This is a genomic window from Pseudomonas sp. HN11 (assembly GCF_021390155.1).
Classification (GTDB): domain Bacteria; phylum Pseudomonadota; class Gammaproteobacteria; order Pseudomonadales; family Pseudomonadaceae; genus Aquipseudomonas.
Map to the genome: position 1 here is coordinate 2,044,349 of NZ_CP089985.1, position 16,592 is coordinate 2,060,940.

The 16,592-nt window shown below is 61.4% G+C and carries 13 protein-coding genes; 2 read left to right on the forward strand and 11 right to left on the reverse strand.

Annotated features, from left to right (window positions below; all coding sequences use genetic code 11):
• Positions 1-8 precede the first annotated feature (8 nt).
• The 10 genes from LVW35_RS09490 to LVW35_RS09535 form a co-directional block, all read right to left on the reverse strand.
• A complete protein-coding gene (locus LVW35_RS09490; protein ID WP_233895026.1) occupies positions 9-1,337 on the reverse strand; it encodes a GH39 family glycosyl hydrolase in 1,329 nt (442 codons plus the stop codon).
• On the reverse strand, positions 1,327-2,517 hold the full coding sequence (locus LVW35_RS09495) for a glycosyltransferase (protein ID WP_233895027.1): 1,191 nt from the start codon (positions 2,515-2,517) through the stop codon (positions 1,327-1,329). Before LVW35_RS09495 ends, LVW35_RS09490 begins: the two co-directional genes overlap by 11 nt.
• A complete protein-coding gene (locus tag LVW35_RS09500) occupies positions 2,517-4,508 on the reverse strand; it encodes a GumC family protein (protein ID WP_233895028.1) in 1,992 nt (663 codons plus the stop codon). The genes LVW35_RS09495 and LVW35_RS09500 overlap by 1 nt, the downstream gene beginning before the upstream one ends.
• Positions 4,509-4,521: 13 nt before the next feature.
• Positions 4,522-5,298: a polysaccharide biosynthesis/export family protein gene (locus tag LVW35_RS09505; RefSeq protein ID WP_233895030.1), complete on the reverse strand. Its 777-nt coding sequence runs from the start codon at positions 5,296-5,298 to the stop codon at positions 4,522-4,524.
• Between the two features lie 29 nt (positions 5,299-5,327).
• The gene (locus LVW35_RS09510) at positions 5,328-6,239 is read right to left on the reverse strand and encodes a glycosyltransferase family 2 protein (protein WP_233895032.1); all 912 of its coding nucleotides are present in this window, start codon (positions 6,237-6,239) and stop codon (positions 5,328-5,330) included.
• A 1-nt stretch (position 6,240) separates the two neighbouring features.
• A complete protein-coding gene (locus tag LVW35_RS09515; RefSeq protein WP_233895034.1) occupies positions 6,241-7,701 on the reverse strand; it encodes a mannose-1-phosphate guanylyltransferase/mannose-6-phosphate isomerase in 1,461 nt (486 codons plus the stop codon).
• A complete protein-coding gene (locus tag LVW35_RS09520) occupies positions 7,701-9,140 on the reverse strand; it encodes an undecaprenyl-phosphate glucose phosphotransferase (RefSeq protein ID WP_233895036.1) in 1,440 nt (479 codons plus the stop codon). The genes LVW35_RS09515 and LVW35_RS09520 overlap by 1 nt, the downstream gene beginning before the upstream one ends.
• A gap of 433 nt (positions 9,141-9,573) precedes the next feature.
• Positions 9,574-12,057, reverse strand: a complete 2,484-nt coding sequence (locus tag LVW35_RS09525) for a TonB-dependent siderophore receptor (protein WP_233895038.1) — start codon at positions 12,055-12,057, stop codon at positions 9,574-9,576.
• A gap of 105 nt (positions 12,058-12,162) precedes the next feature.
• Positions 12,163-13,113: a FecR domain-containing protein gene (locus tag LVW35_RS09530; RefSeq protein WP_233895040.1), complete on the reverse strand. Its 951-nt coding sequence runs from the start codon at positions 13,111-13,113 to the stop codon at positions 12,163-12,165.
• Entirely contained in the window at positions 13,100-13,615 is a 516-nt protein-coding gene (locus LVW35_RS09535) for a sigma-70 family RNA polymerase sigma factor (RefSeq protein WP_028619534.1), read from the reverse strand. Before LVW35_RS09535 ends, LVW35_RS09530 begins: the two co-directional genes overlap by 14 nt.
• Positions 13,616-13,775: 160 nt before the next feature.
• On the opposite strand from LVW35_RS09535, the gene LVW35_RS09540 reads away from it, so the two are divergent.
• Together LVW35_RS09540 and LVW35_RS09545 are read left to right on the forward strand one after the other, a co-directional pair.
• Positions 13,776-14,405: a LysE family translocator gene (locus LVW35_RS09540; RefSeq protein ID WP_233895042.1), complete on the forward strand. Its 630-nt coding sequence runs from the start codon at positions 13,776-13,778 to the stop codon at positions 14,403-14,405.
• 97 nt (positions 14,406-14,502) lie between these two features.
• A complete protein-coding gene (locus LVW35_RS09545; RefSeq protein WP_233891656.1) occupies positions 14,503-15,762 on the forward strand; it encodes an IS256 family transposase in 1,260 nt (419 codons plus the stop codon).
• A gap of 127 nt (positions 15,763-15,889) precedes the next feature.
• Here LVW35_RS09545 and inhA read toward each other — a convergent pair whose 3' ends face one another.
• The gene (gene inhA, locus LVW35_RS09550) at positions 15,890-16,570 is read right to left on the reverse strand and encodes an isonitrile hydratase (protein WP_233895044.1); all 681 of its coding nucleotides are present in this window, start codon (positions 16,568-16,570) and stop codon (positions 15,890-15,892) included.
• Positions 16,571-16,592 lie beyond the last annotated feature (22 nt).

Genomic DNA, 16,592 nt, shown 5'->3' on the forward strand with positions numbered 1-16,592 from the left:
GGCGGGCCTCACTCCCATAACAGAATTTGCAGGTTCGACTTGACCGGAACGGTCAGGCCATTGGTGCCGCTCACCGGGGTTTGTGTGCCGCGCAGCGGGTCGTACAGGGTCGCGCTGGCCAAACCCGGCAGGTGCGCGTTGCCGCCCTGGGCCGACCAGAAGAACCACAGCTTGCGCCCGTCGGTGCGGGTCCAGCCGATGCTGAACAGGCCGTCGGGCAGCGTGTCGGCAGCCGGCGGATCGCCCGGCGTGAGCCTCGGCCCGCTGACATCGAGGAAGTTTTTCAGCGCGGTGTAGACCGGCTTGGGGTTGGAGTCGATATCCAGCAAGCCATAGGAGCGGTCACGCACGCTGGCGCGTTGGTCGAGGTCGCTCAAGGTGAACAGGAATATTTTGTCGTAATCCATCGCGCTCATCAGCGCCAGGCGGCGCACCACGTAGTCGGCCTGTGCCTGGGGGGTGATGATGTCCTGAGCGTCTTTGGGCCCCTTGTAGGTCGACCAACCCCACTCGGTGCTCCACAACGTCTGTACGCCGCCGTTGCGCAGGGCCTGGTTGAGCTGAGTGGTCTTGGCGATGAAATCCAGGTTGGCCGGGTCGTTGCCTTCGGGCAATTGGGTGTAGGGGTGGTAGGAGATGATGGTGTTCAGGCTGGTCACGCCCAGCGCGCCCAAGGCGTCGAACATGGTCTGGCCGTTGGGCATTTCGCTGAAGAACGCCATGCCGGCGGCGACCACTGGTTTGTTCGGGTTTATTGCGCGCAAGGCGTTGGTGGTGACGGTCAGCAGGTTCGCATAGCCGGCAGGATCCGCCACCGGGCGCCAGAAGCCGATCAGGTTCGGCTCGTTCCAGACTTGCCAGGCATCGACGCTGGGGTAACGCTGGGAGAGCAATGCCATGCGGTTGGCGAAGACGTTGGGATCTTTTGGCGGGTACTGGTCCGGGTACATCGACAGCGGTGGCGCGCTGGTGATAAAGCGTGCTGAACCCACCAGGTAAAGCAGCGACTTGATCTGGTTCTGTTGCAACTTGCCCACCAGTTCATCGAGGGTGGCGAGCTTGTATTGGTTCTGCGCGGTTTCCAGTTGATCCCAATGCAGATCCAGGCGCACCCACTCCAGGCCCAGGGCCTTGAGACGGTCGATCTGCTTTTGATAACGCTCGGGGCTGAACCACAGGAACTGCGCATTCACCCCCAGGAAATCCTTCCATACCAGCTCCTTGTTGCCCTTGAGCACGTGGCTTTCGGCATCTGCCTGGCGTCCCCACAAAAATGCGCTCAAGCCCAGGGCGGCCACCACTGCGAAGGTGGCGAGGTAGGTGCGTTTACGCGCCATAAGGGGCTCCGGTGATGGCCTGCTCAAAGAGCTGCTTGAACTTCTGCGCGGTCAACGGCCACAGGCGTTCGCGGCCGATTTCCCCGGCGCGTTCAGCCCAGTCCCGCGCCAGCAGTGGCGTGCGTGCCAGGCGTAGCAGTTGTTCGCCCAGTGCGGTCACATCACCTTCGGGGTAGATCGCGCCATTGCCGCTGGCGACCTCCTCGGCAAACGCGCGAGCGTCGGAGGTGATCGCACCGCGCCCACAGGCGGTGGCCCAGGACAACGCGCCACTGGTGCCGCGCTGGCGCCCCAGCAGGCCGAGTTTTTTCGATTCGCGATAAGGCAGCACCATCACATGGTGGGCCTGGATGGTCTGGGCGATGTCATCGGCCGGCAGGTTCAGCCGCCAGTCGATGGCGTCGGTCAGACCCAGTGCGGCAATCTGGGCATTCAACTGCTCCAGGTAGTTACCGCCCGCGCCAAACGCCATTTCCGCAGCGGTGCCGCCGGCCAGGGTCAGGCGCATGCGGCCGCGCAATTCGGGGGCTTGCTTGAATACATCCGCCAGGGCTTGCACCAGATCTTCGATGCCTTTGCCACGGTAGATAAAGCCGAAGTAGAGCAGGCGCAGAGTGTCCAGCGACGGCAATGCAGCCGCTGCAATCGCCAGGTTGGCATGGTTGATCACTGCGACTTTGCCGGCCGACAGTTGCATGCGTTGGGTCAGGCAGTCGGCGCCCAGGCGGGTGAGGGTCACCAGCCGGGTCAGCCCTTTGGCCACCTGGCGTTCTTCGCACAGGGTCAGCGGGTCGGCCAGCACCACCGCCGCCTGGGGCAATGGGCTGGGCAATCGTTCCAGCAGATTCAGCGGAAACGGCAACTGTTCACGCCGCCACACGATGCGCTCCGGATCATGCACGGTGGCCGTCAACGGCAGCTGCGGGTAAGCCTTGCGCAATTCACGCAAGGCCAGGAACTCTCCGAGCCGCCCGCCACCCAGTTCGGCGTGCACCAGGTCGATGGATTGCCAGTCGAAAGCGGCAATGGCTTGCTTGATCGCCTCGGAGTTGCCCGCCACCCCGGCCAACGGTGTCAGCACCGTCACGCCGAGTTGTTCCAGTGCCGTGCGGAAATGGTTCGCGTAGTCGGCGATCCCGTTTTTTTCCGGCGGCAAGGGCGCGAGCAGGGCGATACGCATCAGAACGCTCCCCGGTATTTACCGATGGTCTGCAGCACTTTGCCTGGCACTTCGAACTTGCGACGGTTGATGATGATGCCGTCCACCTTGCCAAACGCGGTGTTGAGGATCGACAGCGCATGCTCCACCACCGGCACGGTACTTTTGCGCGCTTCCACCACCAGGCCGATCAGATCGGCGCGGCGCAGGTTGATGAATGCCTCGCGGTTGTCCAGCAGGGCCGAGGCGTCGAGCAGCACCACTTCACCCGGCGCGGCGGCTTCCAGACCACCGACCCGTACATTGATGCCGTTTTCATGCAGCAACTGGCGCAGTTGCTCTACTACAAAGGTCACCCCTTCGCCATGGCGCGCCGAGGTCAGGCCCAGGGTCAGGCCCTGTTCTGCAATGCGGTCGGGCTGCAGCAGGCTATACAAGCGGTAGATGCTCGCATTGAAGGCGTTGGTGCTTTGCGCGGTGGAAGTGTCCAGCTCCGGCAGGGTGGTCCACAGTGGCAGGCCGAACTTGCGTTCCACCAGGCCACCGTCGTGAATACGCTGGTCGAGCAGGTAGCACAGGTAGATCACCAGCAAGCCGACGACGATGGCAAACGGAATCGCCAAGATCAGCATCACCAGGGTTTTCGGGAAGATGCGACCTGGGTTCAGGGTGGCTTCTTCGATCACGGCAATGTTGCTGATCTGGCTGTTGTCCAGCTCGCGGTCGATGCGGGATTTTTCCAGGTTATCCACGTACAGCGCGTAATTGCGCTCGGTGGTGTTCAGCTCGCGGGAGAGGCGGGCCAGCTCCGGTTCAATCTCCAGGGCCTGCTTGCGTTGGGCTTCCAGGTTCACCAGTTGTTTCTGCTGTTGAACCAGCTGGGTGCGCAGCGCCAGGTTGTTGCTGGTTTCATCCAGCAATACACGCTGCAAGTGGATTTCCAGAGTGTTCGGCGCACGGTTTTCCGAGGCTTGCACCGTGTTGCTCTCGTTGTTGACCTGGGCCTGCATGGCACGAATCGACGCGTCCAGGGCTTTGACCGGCGGCGCATTGTCGGTGTAGGTGCGCATCATGTCGGCCTTTTCCAGCAGCTTCTGGTTGAGCAGGCGACGCAAATCCTGCTGCTGCGGGTTCAGTGCAATCTGACGCACTGTGGTGACTTCCTTGGGCTGGCCCTTGAGCTGGGTGCGCGTGCTCGCGATGGCGCTGTCGGAGGAGGCGATCAGCCGCGTGGTGTTGAAGGTCTCGCCACGCAACACGTTGATGCGTTCGGACAAGTCTTCCAGGCGATCGGTGATGCTCGCCGCGCCGATCTCGTTCAGGTGGGTGAGGATCTGTTCCTTGTAGCTCTTGATCTCGGTGGCGCTGTTGGCCACCTGGCCTTCATAGAAGGCATACAGGCTCTTGCGCCCCAAGGCCTCGGTGCGCTCGTTGTTGTAGGTCTCGACCCAATCCTTGACCACCGCCTGGGCGATTTCCGGGTCGCCCCACTTGAAGCTGATGTCCATCACCGTGGAACCGGCGGCGTGGCTCACCTCGAAGTTCTTCTCCAGGCTGGCGGCCAGGCGTTCGACCGCGGTGGTTTTTTCGACGATGCCTACGGTTTCCATGACCACGCGCAGACCGTCGAACACCGCACCCACGCCGCTCTTGACGTAGTACTTGGTGCGCTTCCAGAAACCCTCCGGCGGCGGTGCGTTTTCGATTACTTCCAGGTAATGCTCGGCCACCGCGCGCACGATGGGGCGGCCGGTGAGCAAGCGCTCTTCGTCGACAATCGGGTCGCGCTGGGTGCTGGGCATCACCAGCGCCTGGCGATTGCTGATCTCGATAGGCAACGTCGAATCCCGACCCGGTTTCACCAACAGCCGCGCGGTGGACTCGTACTTGGCCGGCAGCAGGAACGCCCCCAGCAGGATGATCACCAGCGCGGCAATGGCCGCCAGTTTGAACTCATGCCGGAAGATGAAGAACAAGCGCAGAAGATCACGAAAAGAACGGATCTCGATCATGGATGTCGCTCCTTTAGTTATTGCCGCCGCTGGTTCGGGTGTAGTTGTAGCCAACCCCGATGGACTTGGTGAACGGGATCAGTTGGTTCATGTAGGTATCCACCCCTTGGATGCGCTCGCCCACGTTGGACTTGGGCACGAACACCACATCGCCGCGTTGCAGGTGCACGGGTTTGCGGCCGTTGGGGCCGGTCTTGAGTAACTGGCTGAAGTCCAGGAAGTACGCGCGATACGCGCCCTGGGCGTCTTCGCGCAGCAGGGCGACCATGCTGGCGTTGCCCGCGGGGCTGACCCCGCCGGCACCGATGATGGCCTGTTCCAGGGTGTTGGCCGTGCCGAGCTGCACCGCCGTCGGGTTGTTCACCGCGCCACCGACGATGATCGAACTGGCGGGTGCCTGGTTGATGTTCACCGTCACGCGGGGTTCGCGGTAGATGGGCGCGAGTTTGCTGGTCAACTCCGTGGCCAGTTCCGAAGGCTGGCGTCCGGCGACCTGGACCGGCCCCAGGAATGGATAGTTGATCTTGCCGTCGGTCTGCACCGTGTACAGCGTCAGCTCATAAATAGTGCTGACGTTGAACGCCGACAGCGTTGGCATCTCGCCGGCATCGCGCACGATGCGCAACTGGTCGCCGATGCGGATGCGCTCCACCGCCGGCGGCAGTTGGGCAAGTTGGTCGAGGGCGCGTTTGCCTTCCTCGACGGTCTTGTCGTCGGGCGGGACGATGCGTGCCGGCGTATTGCAGGCGGCCAGGGCCATCATGGCCACGATGAGCAGGGTTCGTTTCATCAAGGGGGACTTCCTGTGGGTCATGATGCTCACCTCCAATAACCGGGAAACATGCTGATGCGCCGCTTGAGGGCGAGGGGGAGGCGACGCTCCAGATGGCCCAGCCGGTAGCCGAGCAGTTTGAACGCACTGCGTACCAGCACTTCGGGGACGCGGTGCAAGGCACCGGCTTTGCGCAAGGCCGCGAGTTCGGCCAGCACATAGCGCTTGCCTTCGCCCCCCGCATCGCCAAAGGCCTGTTTGATCCACGGTTCGCGCCCGTAGAACACGCCGATATCGAAGTAGCGGTGAAACTCATCCAAGAGCTTGTAATCGTGGGAGTGATGCACCTGCGCCGTGGCGGCGTAGCGCACCTTGTAGCCTTCGAGCAGCATACGTGCCGCCACATAGGCGTCTTCGCTGCCGATCACATCTGCCGGAAAACCGCCCACCGCTTCCAGCACAGTGCGCCGGTACACGGAGAACGAGTCGGAGCTGAAGCAGGTCTTGATCCCCAGCTCCGGCGCATCGGCCAGGCTCTTGCTGCGGCTCTGTTCCGGATAGTTGAAGTGCCGCGATTGCGCACCCAGCACACCGGCATCGGGGTGGGGCAACTGGCGACCGTAGGCCACGCCGTTGAGCGGATCCTGCTGCAATTCGGCGAGCAGGTTGGCGAAGGTTTCGGGGGTGGCGGGAATCGCGTCCTGGGTCATTACGAACAGTGCGTCGCCGGCCACTTGTTCGCTGGCCCAGCGCCGCGTGCCGCCGTGGTTGAAGTCGCGCGCGTCGATCACCTCGACCCGTGCGCCGAACTCGCGAAAGCGCGCCACGGTGTCATCGCTGGAAGCGCTGTCCACCACCAGCATCTCGTCAGGTTGCAGGGTTTGCATGCGCAGCGCCGGCAATAGGCGCGCCAGGTGGCTGGAGGCGTTACGGGTCGGGATGATCAGAGACGTACGCATATCATTTTTTCACTTCAGCCGGGGCACGCCCGTAGATGTCGTCGAAACGCACGATGTCGTCCTCGCCCAGGTACTCGCCGCTCTGTACCTCGATCATCACCAGGTCGATGATGCCGGGATTGGTCAGGCGGTGTTTGTGCCCGGCCGGGATGTAGGTGGACTCGTTGGCATTGATCAGGAATTCACGCTCGCCGTTGGTGATCTGCGCCGCGCCGCTGACCACCACCCAGTGCTCGCTGCGATGGTGATGCATCTGCAACGACAGCGACGCCTGGGGTTTGACCACGATGCGCTTGATCTTGAAGCGGCTGCTTTCTTCCAGCACGGTGTAGGTGCCCCAAGGCCGGGTGACGGTGCGATGAAGGCTGTACGCCGGATGGTTCTGGCGCTTGAGCTCGGCGACGATGTAGCGCACATCCTGGCTGCGGTGGGCGTCGGCGATCAGCAGGGCATCCGGGGTGTCGACGATGATCAGGTCACGCACACCCACGGCGCCAAGGACGCGCTTGGGCGAGTCGATGTAGCAGTTGTGCACGTCATGCAGAATCGCCTCGCCATTGACCTGGTTGCCATGAGCGTCGCTCGGGGTGAGCTGGCGCAGGGCTTCCCAGGAACCGATATCGCTCCAGCCGATGTCGCAGGGCACCACGGCGACTTGCTTGGACTTCTCCATCAGCGCTACGTCGATGGAAATGTCGGGCGCGCTGCCAAAGGCCTCCGAGTCCAGTTCACGCTGGCGCGAGGTTTTGTTCTGCAGGCTCTGGCTGTGTTCCAGCGCAGCGCGGGCGGCCTCCAGCACGTCCGGTGCGTGGGTGGTGAGTTCGTCCACCAAAGTGCTGGCCTTGAAGCAGAACATGCCGGCGTTCCACAGGTGTTTGCCGCCGTCGAGGTAGCCTTGGGCGGTGGACAGGTCAGGTTTTTCGACGAAGCGTTTGACCCGGTTGCCCGTGCTCAATGGCTCACCTTGTTCGATGTAGCCGAAGCCGGTTTCCGGATGGTCCGGCTGGATGCCGAAGGTCACCAGGTAGCCGGCTTCGGCCAGGTCGCGGGCCTGGCTCACGGCTTCGGCGAACGCCACCTCATTGAGGATCAAATGGTCGGCGGGCATCACCAGCAACTGGGCGTCGCCGCCGAAGTGTTCCTGCACATGCAGCGCCGCTACGGCAATCGCCGCCGCCGTGTTGCGACCGAACGGCTCCAGCAGCAGGTCCAGGGGCAGATGGGCCTTGTTGACCGGGCGGTAGTCATCCAGGGTACGGAACAACAGCTCGCGGTTGGTCACCGTGAGCACGCTTTCCACGCCGGGCAGTTTGGCGGCGCGCTGGAAGGTTTTCTGCAGCAGGCTCTGGCCATCGCGCATGCGCATGAAAGGCTTGGGCATGTTCTGCCGGGACACCGGCCACAGCCGCGTGCCCGAACCACCGGAAATGATGCAGGGAATCAATCCGTTGAGTGTATTCATCAGTAGACTTCCTTGGTGGAAAGGACGGCCGGGACCGTCATGAAGACGATGTACAAGTCAAACCACACCGACCATTTGGAGATGTACTCCAGGTCGTATTCGACACGTTTCTGGATTTTGAACAGGGTGTCGGTCTCACCCCGGTAACCGTTGATCTGCGCCCATCCGGTAATGCCCGGCTTGACCCGGTGCCGCGAGCTGTACTCGCTCACCGCCACCTCGAAGGGAACACCGGCCGCCTTGGTGGCGGTGGCATGCGGGCGCGGGCCGACCATGGACATGTTGCCCAGCAGCACGTTGAACAGTTGCGGCAGCTCGTCGATGCTGGTCTTGCGGATGATGCGGCCCACACGGGTGATGCGCGGGTCTTCGCGAGTGGTCTGGCGTTCGGCGGTGAAGTCGCTCTGGTCGGTGTACATCGAGCGGAACTTGAACACGCGGATTTCATTGTCGTTGTAGCCGTAGCGGTTCTGGCGAAACAGCACCGGGCCCTTGGAGTCGAGCTTGATGGCAATCGCCGTCAGCAGCATCACCGGCGACAGCACCACCAAGGCCAGGCTGGCCAGCAGCAAATCCTCACAGCGCTTGATCACCGGCGACCAGCCGCGCAACGGCAACTGCGAGGTGTTGAACATCAGGATGCCACCCACATCAGTCATCTTGCTGTGGCCGTAGCGCAGGGCGGCCATGTCCGGCACGAGCATCACGTTCACCGACAGCTGCCGCAAGCGGTTGACCAAACCGTGGATACGCTGCTCGGCGGCCCAGGGCAGGCAGATCATCACCTGGTTGACCTGCTCGGCGCGGATCAGTTTTTCCAGGTCGCGGGTGTTGCCCAGCAGGGGCAAGTTGCTCAGCTCCTTGGGGATGCGCTCGGTACGGTCGTCGATGAAGCCGATCAGACCTGAGCGGATATCCCCGTTGCGCTGCAAATGATCGGCGACGTGCACTGCAGTGTCGGTAAAGCCCAGGATCACCGTGCGTTGCAAGTATTTGCCTGCATGCATCAGCCGGCGGTACAGGCGAAGCATTATCAGGCGCTCAAGGCAAAACAGCCCCAGGCTGACGATGTACCACGTCACCAGGTTGCGTGGGGTCAACTGCGGAAAGAACTGCAGGATCTGGTACATGAACAGCAGGATGCAAAAAGCCGCCGTCCAGGCCTTGATCTTGGTTTTCAGGCGCAGCCGGTTGCTGAACAATTCTTCGGAATAGATGCCCAGGGCCTGGAACAGAATAATGGTCAGGACCGCGAAAAACACCAGCAGGCCCAGGAAGTGGGCGCGCAGCTCAGGGTCCATCGGGTCCAGGAAGAGCACCAGGACCAGTGGGGGCAACATGGCCGTCAGGCCATGGATCAACTTGACGAAAACAACAAAGAACTCAACAAAACCGGCGCGCGTTAAAAACAAACTGTCGACGGACGACTTCTCTCGCATACAAACATCCCTCATTGCACTCCAGCTTCGCCGTTTGAAGGTTTACTCAATAAAGCAGCGGGCTGCTTTTTAGAGCGCAGGTCAAACTGGCTGCTCTGGGTAATACGCAACTTTCCATTCCAAATGCAGCTATCCATTTGAAGGGATCTTGCGGGGGTAGTGACTAAGGAGTGTTCCTTAATATTTATTTAGTCAATGAATTGACCGTGGTGCGGAGGTGGCATGCTAGACAGGCTAATTAGTCTTTTTTTGGGCATTTTATTGACGTTCCTTGTCTGGACACTCGGTCATCAGGTGTGTTTTTGAGTGTAGGAACAAATGTAAGATTTTTCCTGCATAAAGGAAAAACCTTTTTTGGAGGGAGGTGGGAAAGGGGGACAAAGAAGGCATGGCAGGGCGCACTGAGTGCCCTGCCTGTGGGACTTTCTCGGTATCAGAAGTTACCTTTCAAGCTCACCGTGAAATTACGCGGTTCACCGTAGAAGTTGCCCCAGGACGCTGTACCGACGGTGTTGTAGTAGCTTTTGTCGAACAAATTGTTGCCATTGAGCGCCACGGTCCAGCTGTCATCGATACGGTACGCCAGGCGAGTGCTCCACGTCGCGTAACCGGCCTGTTCCAGCTTGATGGTCTGCACGCGGTAGTTGCTGCTTTGGGCGTTGACCCCGGCGCCCACGCTCCATTTCGACAGCGCGCCATCGAGCTGGTAGTCACCCCACAAGCGCAGCATGTGCCGAGGCACGTACGTATTGGATGAGCCGCCTTCGACCTTGCTGTCGATATTTTTCAGGGACTTGGTCTGGGTGTAAGTGTAGCCGCCGAAAAGCTGCAGGCGCTCGAGCAATTCACCGCTGATTTCAGTTTCTACACCCTGGGCGCGCACCTTGCCGGTGTCGGTGTAGCAATAGCCATCGGCGGAGGTCGGGCACATCGTGGTGTAGTCGGATTCGGCGCCGTTTTTCTCGATGGCGCGAAACAGCGCCAAGGAGCTGTTGAGGCGCCCGTCGAACCATTCGCCCTTGATACCCAACTCGTAGTTGTCCCCAATCTTCGGTTTGAGCGCCGCACCATCGACGGTGGCGTAGGAGCTTTGCGGTTGGAAGATATCCGCATAGCTGGCGTATACCGACCAGTGTTCGTTGAGGTCGTAGATCAGCGCGGCAAAGGGTGTGACTTCACCGGTCTCCTTGGTGCGCGCGTCCTGCACGGCCCATTCGCCCCAGGCCAGGTTGTTGGACTCGCGGCGGTTTTCGTACCAGCTCACGCGGCTGCCCACGATGAACATCAACGGCTCGGCCAGGCGCAGGCGCAAGGTGGCATAGGTGCCGTACTGGGTGGCGGTTTCCTTGACTGTGCCACCACGGTACATGTTCGGCCAGAAGGTGCTGTTGTCTGGTTCCGGGAAGTGGTGGTCGGGTTGGTAGATGCTCTGGCGCTTGGGCAGGTTCTGGATCGCGTACACGTCGTCCTGGGTGCCACGGCTGCCATTGGCGCCGAGGATCAATTCGTGTTCCAGGCCGAAGGCTTCGAACTTGCCGTCTATGTAGGCGTCGAGGCCGAAGTCCTTGTGGTCGTAGTCCATCAATGCGGCGTAAGAGTTGGCCGTGGGCGTCGGGTCGCCATAGTTGAGGGTGCCTTCGCTGGCGGCGTACTTGATGTCTTGCAGGTTGCGACTGTGAACCGCCGCGACCTTGAGCTTCCAATCATCGTTGAAGTGATGGGTCATATCAGCGAAGAACGTGGCGCGCCGGCTTTGCCAGTCGTTCCAGGATTGGCCCAGGCAGGTCGAGCGGCTGAGGTTGGCGCTTTTGCCGTCGGCATAGCGCGGCAGGCCGCCCCAGCACGGCGTGGCGTCGACATCTTCGTAGCTGGCGCCGACGCCCAGGGTGGTGTCTGGCGTGAGGTCGAAATCCAGCGCGCCGTAGAATGCCTGGTCCTGGCGCTTGGCGATGTCCATGTAGGACCCGCGAGTCTGCTGGCTCACCGCTGCGCGTCCACGCAAGGTGCCGCTGTCATTCAGCGGGCCGCCGGTGTCGACATCGGCGCGGTAGTTGTCCCAGGTGCCGGCCGATAGCGACAGGCTGGTAGTGGGCTTGGCCTGTGGCCGCTTGCGCACGAAGTTCACCGCTCCGCTGGCGGTGCCTGCCCCCTTGAGCATGCCGGCGGCGCCCTTGAGCACTTCCACACGGTCATAGATCGCCATGTTCGCAGTGAAACTGTCGGCCTGGACGTAGTCCTTGCCCATGTCCAGGGGCACGCCGTCGTATTGGTACTGGCCGAGCATCTTGAAGCCTCGGGAGTAGAAATACTTGCCGCCCATGGGCGATTCGTAGGTGGTGATGCCGGGCGTGCGCTCCATCACGTCGTCGATGGTGGTGACGTTCTGGTTGTCCATGAACTGGCGGGTCATCACACTCACCGATTGCGGGGTTTCCCGCAGGCTGTGTTCGCCCTTGCCGATGGTGACCGCGCCGGTGGTGTAGGAGCCAGTGCCATCGGTGGTGGCGCCCAGGCGTTCGCCGTTGATCAGGGTAGCGCCCAGGTTCAGCGAACCGGAGTCGGGCGCTTGCGGTAGCAGCATCCAGGCGCTGTCGCCCTGGCGCTGGGCTTGCAGTCCCTGGCCGCGCAGCAGTTGTTCGAGCGCCTGCTGAGGGTCAAAGCGGCCATTCACACCCTGGCTGGTCTTGCCGGCGACGCTGGTGGCGTCGTACGACAGGCTGACGCCGGACTGGCGTGCGAATTGGTCCAGCGCGTTGGCCAAGGCGCCGGCGGCGATGTTCCACTCGCGAGCCTGGGTGTCGCTGGCCGGGGTTTCGGCCATCACGGCCACGGGCAGGGCGCTGCTCAGGCAGGCGCCGAGCAGGGCGGCCTGTACCGCGCGCTTGAAGGGGAAACGTTGGGAAGGGAACGCTTGCATGACCGCGGGATGCTCCTGAAGGAAGTGGACAGAACCGGCCTGTTGATCGGCCTTTCCTTACAGGTCGAGCGGCAATGAGAATTCACCTCATTTATTTTTGAACAATTACACGCGCGATGAAACGGTCACCCAATAGCGGCTGCGGTAAGTGACATCGAGCTTGAGCGATTGCGCCACCAGGCCCAGCACTTGATCGGTATCGTCCAACTGATAAGTCCCCGACACTCGAAGCCCGGCCACTGCTTCGCTGCAGCGCAACAAGCCGTTGCGATAACGGCCCAATTCGCTGAGAAAGTCGTCCAGGCGCATGTTGTGGGCGCTGATCACGCCGTCGCTCCAGGCCCAGGGATCCAGGCCGTTGGCGACCGCCGGGCGAATGCCGCTGCGGTCGAACACCACCTGTTCGCCGGGCTTGAGGACCTGGCGTGCGCTGGCCGCTTGGCTCTGGGCAAACACCGCCACGGTGCCTTGCTGCACGGCGAGCAAAGTGCCCTGTGCTTCTTCGCGCACCAGGAATCGCGTGCCGAGGGCGCGCAGGTAACCGTCGCGGGTCTGGACCCAGAAAGGACGGTTGTCGACCCCGGTGTTCACCACGATTTCGCCCTGGCGCAACTGCACCAGACGTCGTTCTGCGTTGAGCGACGCATCGATTGCGCTGGCGCTGTTGAGCTGGATCCGGCTGCCGTCGTTCAACGCCACCCAGCGTCGTTCGCCGGTGGCGGTGCGGTAGTCGGCCATCAAGGCGGGCAGGGGCGTGTAGTCGCGACCGAGCCAGGTCAAGCCGGCGGCGCCGACCACCAGGCCCAGCAGTTTCAAGCCCTCACGGCGGCTGATGCGTTGGCGCGCCCCACGCAGGGCATGGCGGCCGATCTGGGCCGGTAGTTGGCTGAAATCGTCATTCATCGTCGCCACCCGCTGCCACACCTGCTGGTGTTCGGCGCTGGTGTGCAGCCAGCGTTCAAACGCGGCGGTGCTGGCGTCGTCGGCGACATTGAAACGCAGCGTGACCATCCACTGGATGGCCTGGTCGACCAGTTGCGCGTCAGCCTTCGACATAACGCAACCGGTAGCACGCGTGCAGGGCCTTGGACAGGTCGCGTTCCACCGTGGCCTTGGACACGCCGAGGCGCAGGGCAATCTGCGCGCAGGTCAGTCCGTCCAGTTGCGCCAGCAAGAACGCTTCGCGTACGCGTGGCTTGAGTTGGTCCAGCAGGCGGTCGATGCGCTCCAGGCTATCGAGGATCAGCAAGCGGGTTTCCTCCGACGGCACCTCGACTTGCGGGAAATGCGCAAGGCTTTCCAGGTAGGCACGTTCCAGTTCACGGCGGCGGTATTGGTCGATCATCAGGCTGCGGGCAATGCTGCTCAAGTACGCGCGCGGCTGCTGCAGGGTTTGCTGCCTACGCGCATTGAGCAGGCGCACGAAAGTCTCTTGGGCCAGGTCGGCAGCGTGTTCGCGGCAGCCGGTGCGACGGCTCAACCAGCCCCGCAGCCAGGCATGATGGGCATGGTAAAGCTGGCCGATGGCGGCATGGTCCAGTGGGTGGTCGCTCGACATGGGCATCCTGGCGCAGCTGTCTTAATTGATAATGTTTCGCATTCTAGACGCTGATCGTAGCGATTCGCAATTGCCGCGGCGCAATGTATCCAGCACAATTTTTTGTCGGCGTCAGGTGCGCGCACTAATCTGCAAGCTTTTCCCGGTGGAGGGCTTGAGCATGATCGACCTTGCGACCCTGGCGATCTTTTCCGGTGCTGTGTTGTTGCTGCTGTTATCGCCGGGGCCGAACATGGCCTTTGTGATCAGCCATGGCGTGACCCACGGTTGGCGGGGTGGGATGGCATCGGCCTTGGGCATTGGTGTGGCGGACCTGCTGCTTACGGCCTTGACCGCCACCGGGGTGACGGCGTTGGTTGCCGGTTGGCCGCCCTCTTTCGACCTGATCCGGTATGCGGGGGTGGTTTACCTGCTGTGGCTGGTGTTCAAGACGTTGCAGAAAAACTCTGGGGCCGATGTTGCCCTTGTCAGTCGCGTGCCCTTGGTGCGGGTGTTTCTGCAAGCGATGCTCAACAGCTTGCTAAACCCCAAGGCGTTGCTGTTTTTCCTGGTGTTCCTGCCGCAGTTTGTACGGCCGGAGGCGGGGTCTATGGCGGTGCAGTTGATGGTGCTGGGGGGCGTGCTGACCTTGATTGCAGCGGTTTTTCATGTGCTGTTGGGGGTGTTTGGTGGAGCGCTCAGCCGGTTTTTTGCCAGGCGCTCGAAAGGTGTCTGGTTGCAGAAGTGGGGGTTGGCGACGGTGCTGACGGTGCTGGCGGTGCGTTTGGCGGTGATGTCTCGGCCGGCCTGAGTGCATATCCGTTACCCAAATAATGGATAAGTACCCGGCCAGACGGGACTGTCATAAATTTTGTGTTCGGGCATAACATGTTGCTAGAGGTGCATGTATGCCGACAAAAAAGAAACCGGCCCGTGAGGCCACGCGAGACCTTCCATCCATTCCCAAAGAGCTGATCGACCAGTTCGTCAGCGGTCCGATGAGTGCCGAAGCCATTCAGGACGCCTCGATGGCGTTCAAAAAGGCGCTGATCGAGCGAGCTCTTGGTGCCGAGTTGGGCCACCATCTTGGCTATCCTCAGGGCGCGGAGCGCCCTGAGGATTCGAGCAACCAACGCAATGGCAAGAGTGGCAAAACGGTGCTGACCGATGACGGCCCTTTGCGTCTGGATATTCCCAGAGATCGCGATGGAAGTTTTGCCCCGATCTTGATCCCTAAGCATGAGCGCCGTTTTACAGGCTTTGATGACAAGATCATCGCGATGTATGCCCGAGGTATGACGGTTCGCGAAATCAGGGCGTTTCTCTCGGAACAGTACGGAACAGAAGTCTCCCACGACTTTATCAGTTCCGTCACTGACGCCGTTTTGGAGGAGGTTGCCGCCTGGCAACAGCGACCGCTTGAACCGATGTACCCGGTAATTTTCTTCGATGCATTGCGAGTCAAAATTCGTGACGAAGGCCTGGTGCGCAACAAAGCGATTTACCTGGCACTGGGCGTATTGCCGGACGGAACCCGAGATATCCTGGGCATTTGGATTGAAACAACCGAAGGCGCCAAGTTTTGGATGAAGGTCTTCAACGACCTGAAAACGCGAGGCGTCGAGGACGTCTTGATCGCCGTAACTGACGGTCTCAAAGGCATGCCCGAAGCGCTGAGTGCTGTGTTTCCTGAGACGACGTTGCAGACCTGCATCGTCCATCTGATCCGCAACAGCCTCGATTACGCAGGCTGGGACAAGCGCCGTGAGCTGGCCAAGGCATTGAAGCCGATCTATCAAGCGCTCAATGCTGACCTCGCCGAGCAAGCGCTGCTGGCCTTCGAAGCCGGGCCTTGGGGCAAGCAATATCCCACGGTTGTGGCGGCTTGGAAGCGCGCTTGGGATCGGGTTATCCCGTTCTTCGTGTTTCCCCCGGCGATACGCAAAGTGATCTACACAACCAACGCCATCGAGAGCATCAATGCTCAGTTGCGCAAGATCATCAAGACGCGAGGCCACTTCCCAACGGACGATGCCGCGACGAAGCTGATTTGGCTGGGTTTACGCAATATCACCGCGAACTGGGGCAGTGCAGCCCATGACTGGAAGAGCGCGATGAATCAATTTGCGATCCTGTACGCAGATCGATTTATCAGGCCGACCTGGTAAAGCTAGGGCCTGCCTGACGGCAGGCCGTTACCGGCCCGCACACAAAAAATCTGACACTCTCGGCCAGACCCAAACATCGCTTTTGCCCTATGAAGGTCAAGACGGTATCTACAGGTGCTATGCAGAGTCACCCCAACCGAGCCGCAGCCCGCGCAACGATCTCCCCACGCACCCTGCGCGATTCCGCCGTGCGCTTATTGGCTTCCTCCAACACATGCCTGGGCGCGGTGTCCGGGCGGCCGGCATCGAACGGCGGGGCCGGCGCGTATTCAATCTGCAACTGCACCAACTGCGCAGCCGCTTCGCTGTACAACTCGGCAGCCAACGTCAGGGCGAAATCGATGCCAGCGGTGATGCCTCCACCGGTCAGCAGGTTGCCGTCACGCACCACACGTTCTTGCACTGGGATCGCACCGAGCGGGGCGAGCAGGTCGTGGTAGGCCCAGTGGGTGGTCGCCTTGCGCCCACGCAACAAACCGGCGGCACCGAGCACCAGCGAGCCGGTGCACACCGAGGTCACGTAGCGCGCGGTTTGTGCCTGGGCCTTGAGGAAATCCAAAGTCTGCGGGTCTTCCATCAACGCGCCAACACCCGAACCGCCAGGCACACAGATCACATCCAGGCGCGGGCAGCTGGCGTAGGTCATGGTCGGGGTGAACACCAGGCCGGTGCTGGAAGTGACCGGTTCCAGGTCTTTCCACACCAGGTGCAACTTCACGTCCGGCAACGAACCCAGTACGTCGTAGGGGCCGGTAAGGTCCAGTTGCTGGATACCGGGAAACAACACAAAGCCGATCTGCAGGGTCATGAATAGCGCTCCGTCAAAGAAG

Excerpts from the sequence above, each read along its gene's own strand:
- LVW35_RS09515 (WP_233895034.1), bottom strand. The coding sequence starts at position 7,701 with ATGAATACACTCAACGGATTGATTCCCTGCATCATTTCCGGTGGTTCG.
- LVW35_RS09545 (WP_233891656.1), top strand. The coding sequence starts at position 14,503 with ATGCCGACAAAAAAGAAACCGGCCCGTGAGGCCACGCGAGACCTTCCA.
- LVW35_RS09540 (WP_233895042.1), top strand. The coding sequence starts at position 13,776 with ATGATCGACCTTGCGACCCTGGCGATCTTTTCCGGTGCTGTGTTGTTG.
- LVW35_RS09495 (WP_233895027.1), bottom strand. The coding sequence starts at position 2,517 with ATGCGTATCGCCCTGCTCGCGCCCTTGCCGCCGGAAAAAAACGGGATC.
- LVW35_RS09520 (WP_233895036.1), bottom strand. The coding sequence starts at position 9,140 with ATGCGAGAGAAGTCGTCCGTCGACAGTTTGTTTTTAACGCGCGCCGGT.
- LVW35_RS09490 (WP_233895026.1), bottom strand. The coding sequence starts at position 1,337 with ATGGCGCGTAAACGCACCTACCTCGCCACCTTCGCAGTGGTGGCCGCC.
- LVW35_RS09530 (WP_233895040.1), bottom strand. The coding sequence starts at position 13,113 with ATGTCGAAGGCTGACGCGCAACTGGTCGACCAGGCCATCCAGTGGATG.
- LVW35_RS09505 (WP_233895030.1), bottom strand. The coding sequence starts at position 5,298 with ATGAAACGAACCCTGCTCATCGTGGCCATGATGGCCCTGGCCGCCTGC.
- LVW35_RS09525 (WP_233895038.1), bottom strand. The coding sequence starts at position 12,057 with ATGCAAGCGTTCCCTTCCCAACGTTTCCCCTTCAAGCGCGCGGTACAG.
- LVW35_RS09535 (WP_028619534.1), bottom strand. The coding sequence starts at position 13,615 with ATGTCGAGCGACCACCCACTGGACCATGCCGCCATCGGCCAGCTTTAC.
- LVW35_RS09510 (WP_233895032.1), bottom strand. The coding sequence starts at position 6,239 with ATGCGTACGTCTCTGATCATCCCGACCCGTAACGCCTCCAGCCACCTG.
- LVW35_RS09500 (WP_233895028.1), bottom strand. The coding sequence starts at position 4,508 with ATGATCGAGATCCGTTCTTTTCGTGATCTTCTGCGCTTGTTCTTCATC.
- inhA (WP_233895044.1), bottom strand. The coding sequence starts at position 16,570 with ATGACCCTGCAGATCGGCTTTGTGTTGTTTCCCGGTATCCAGCAACTG.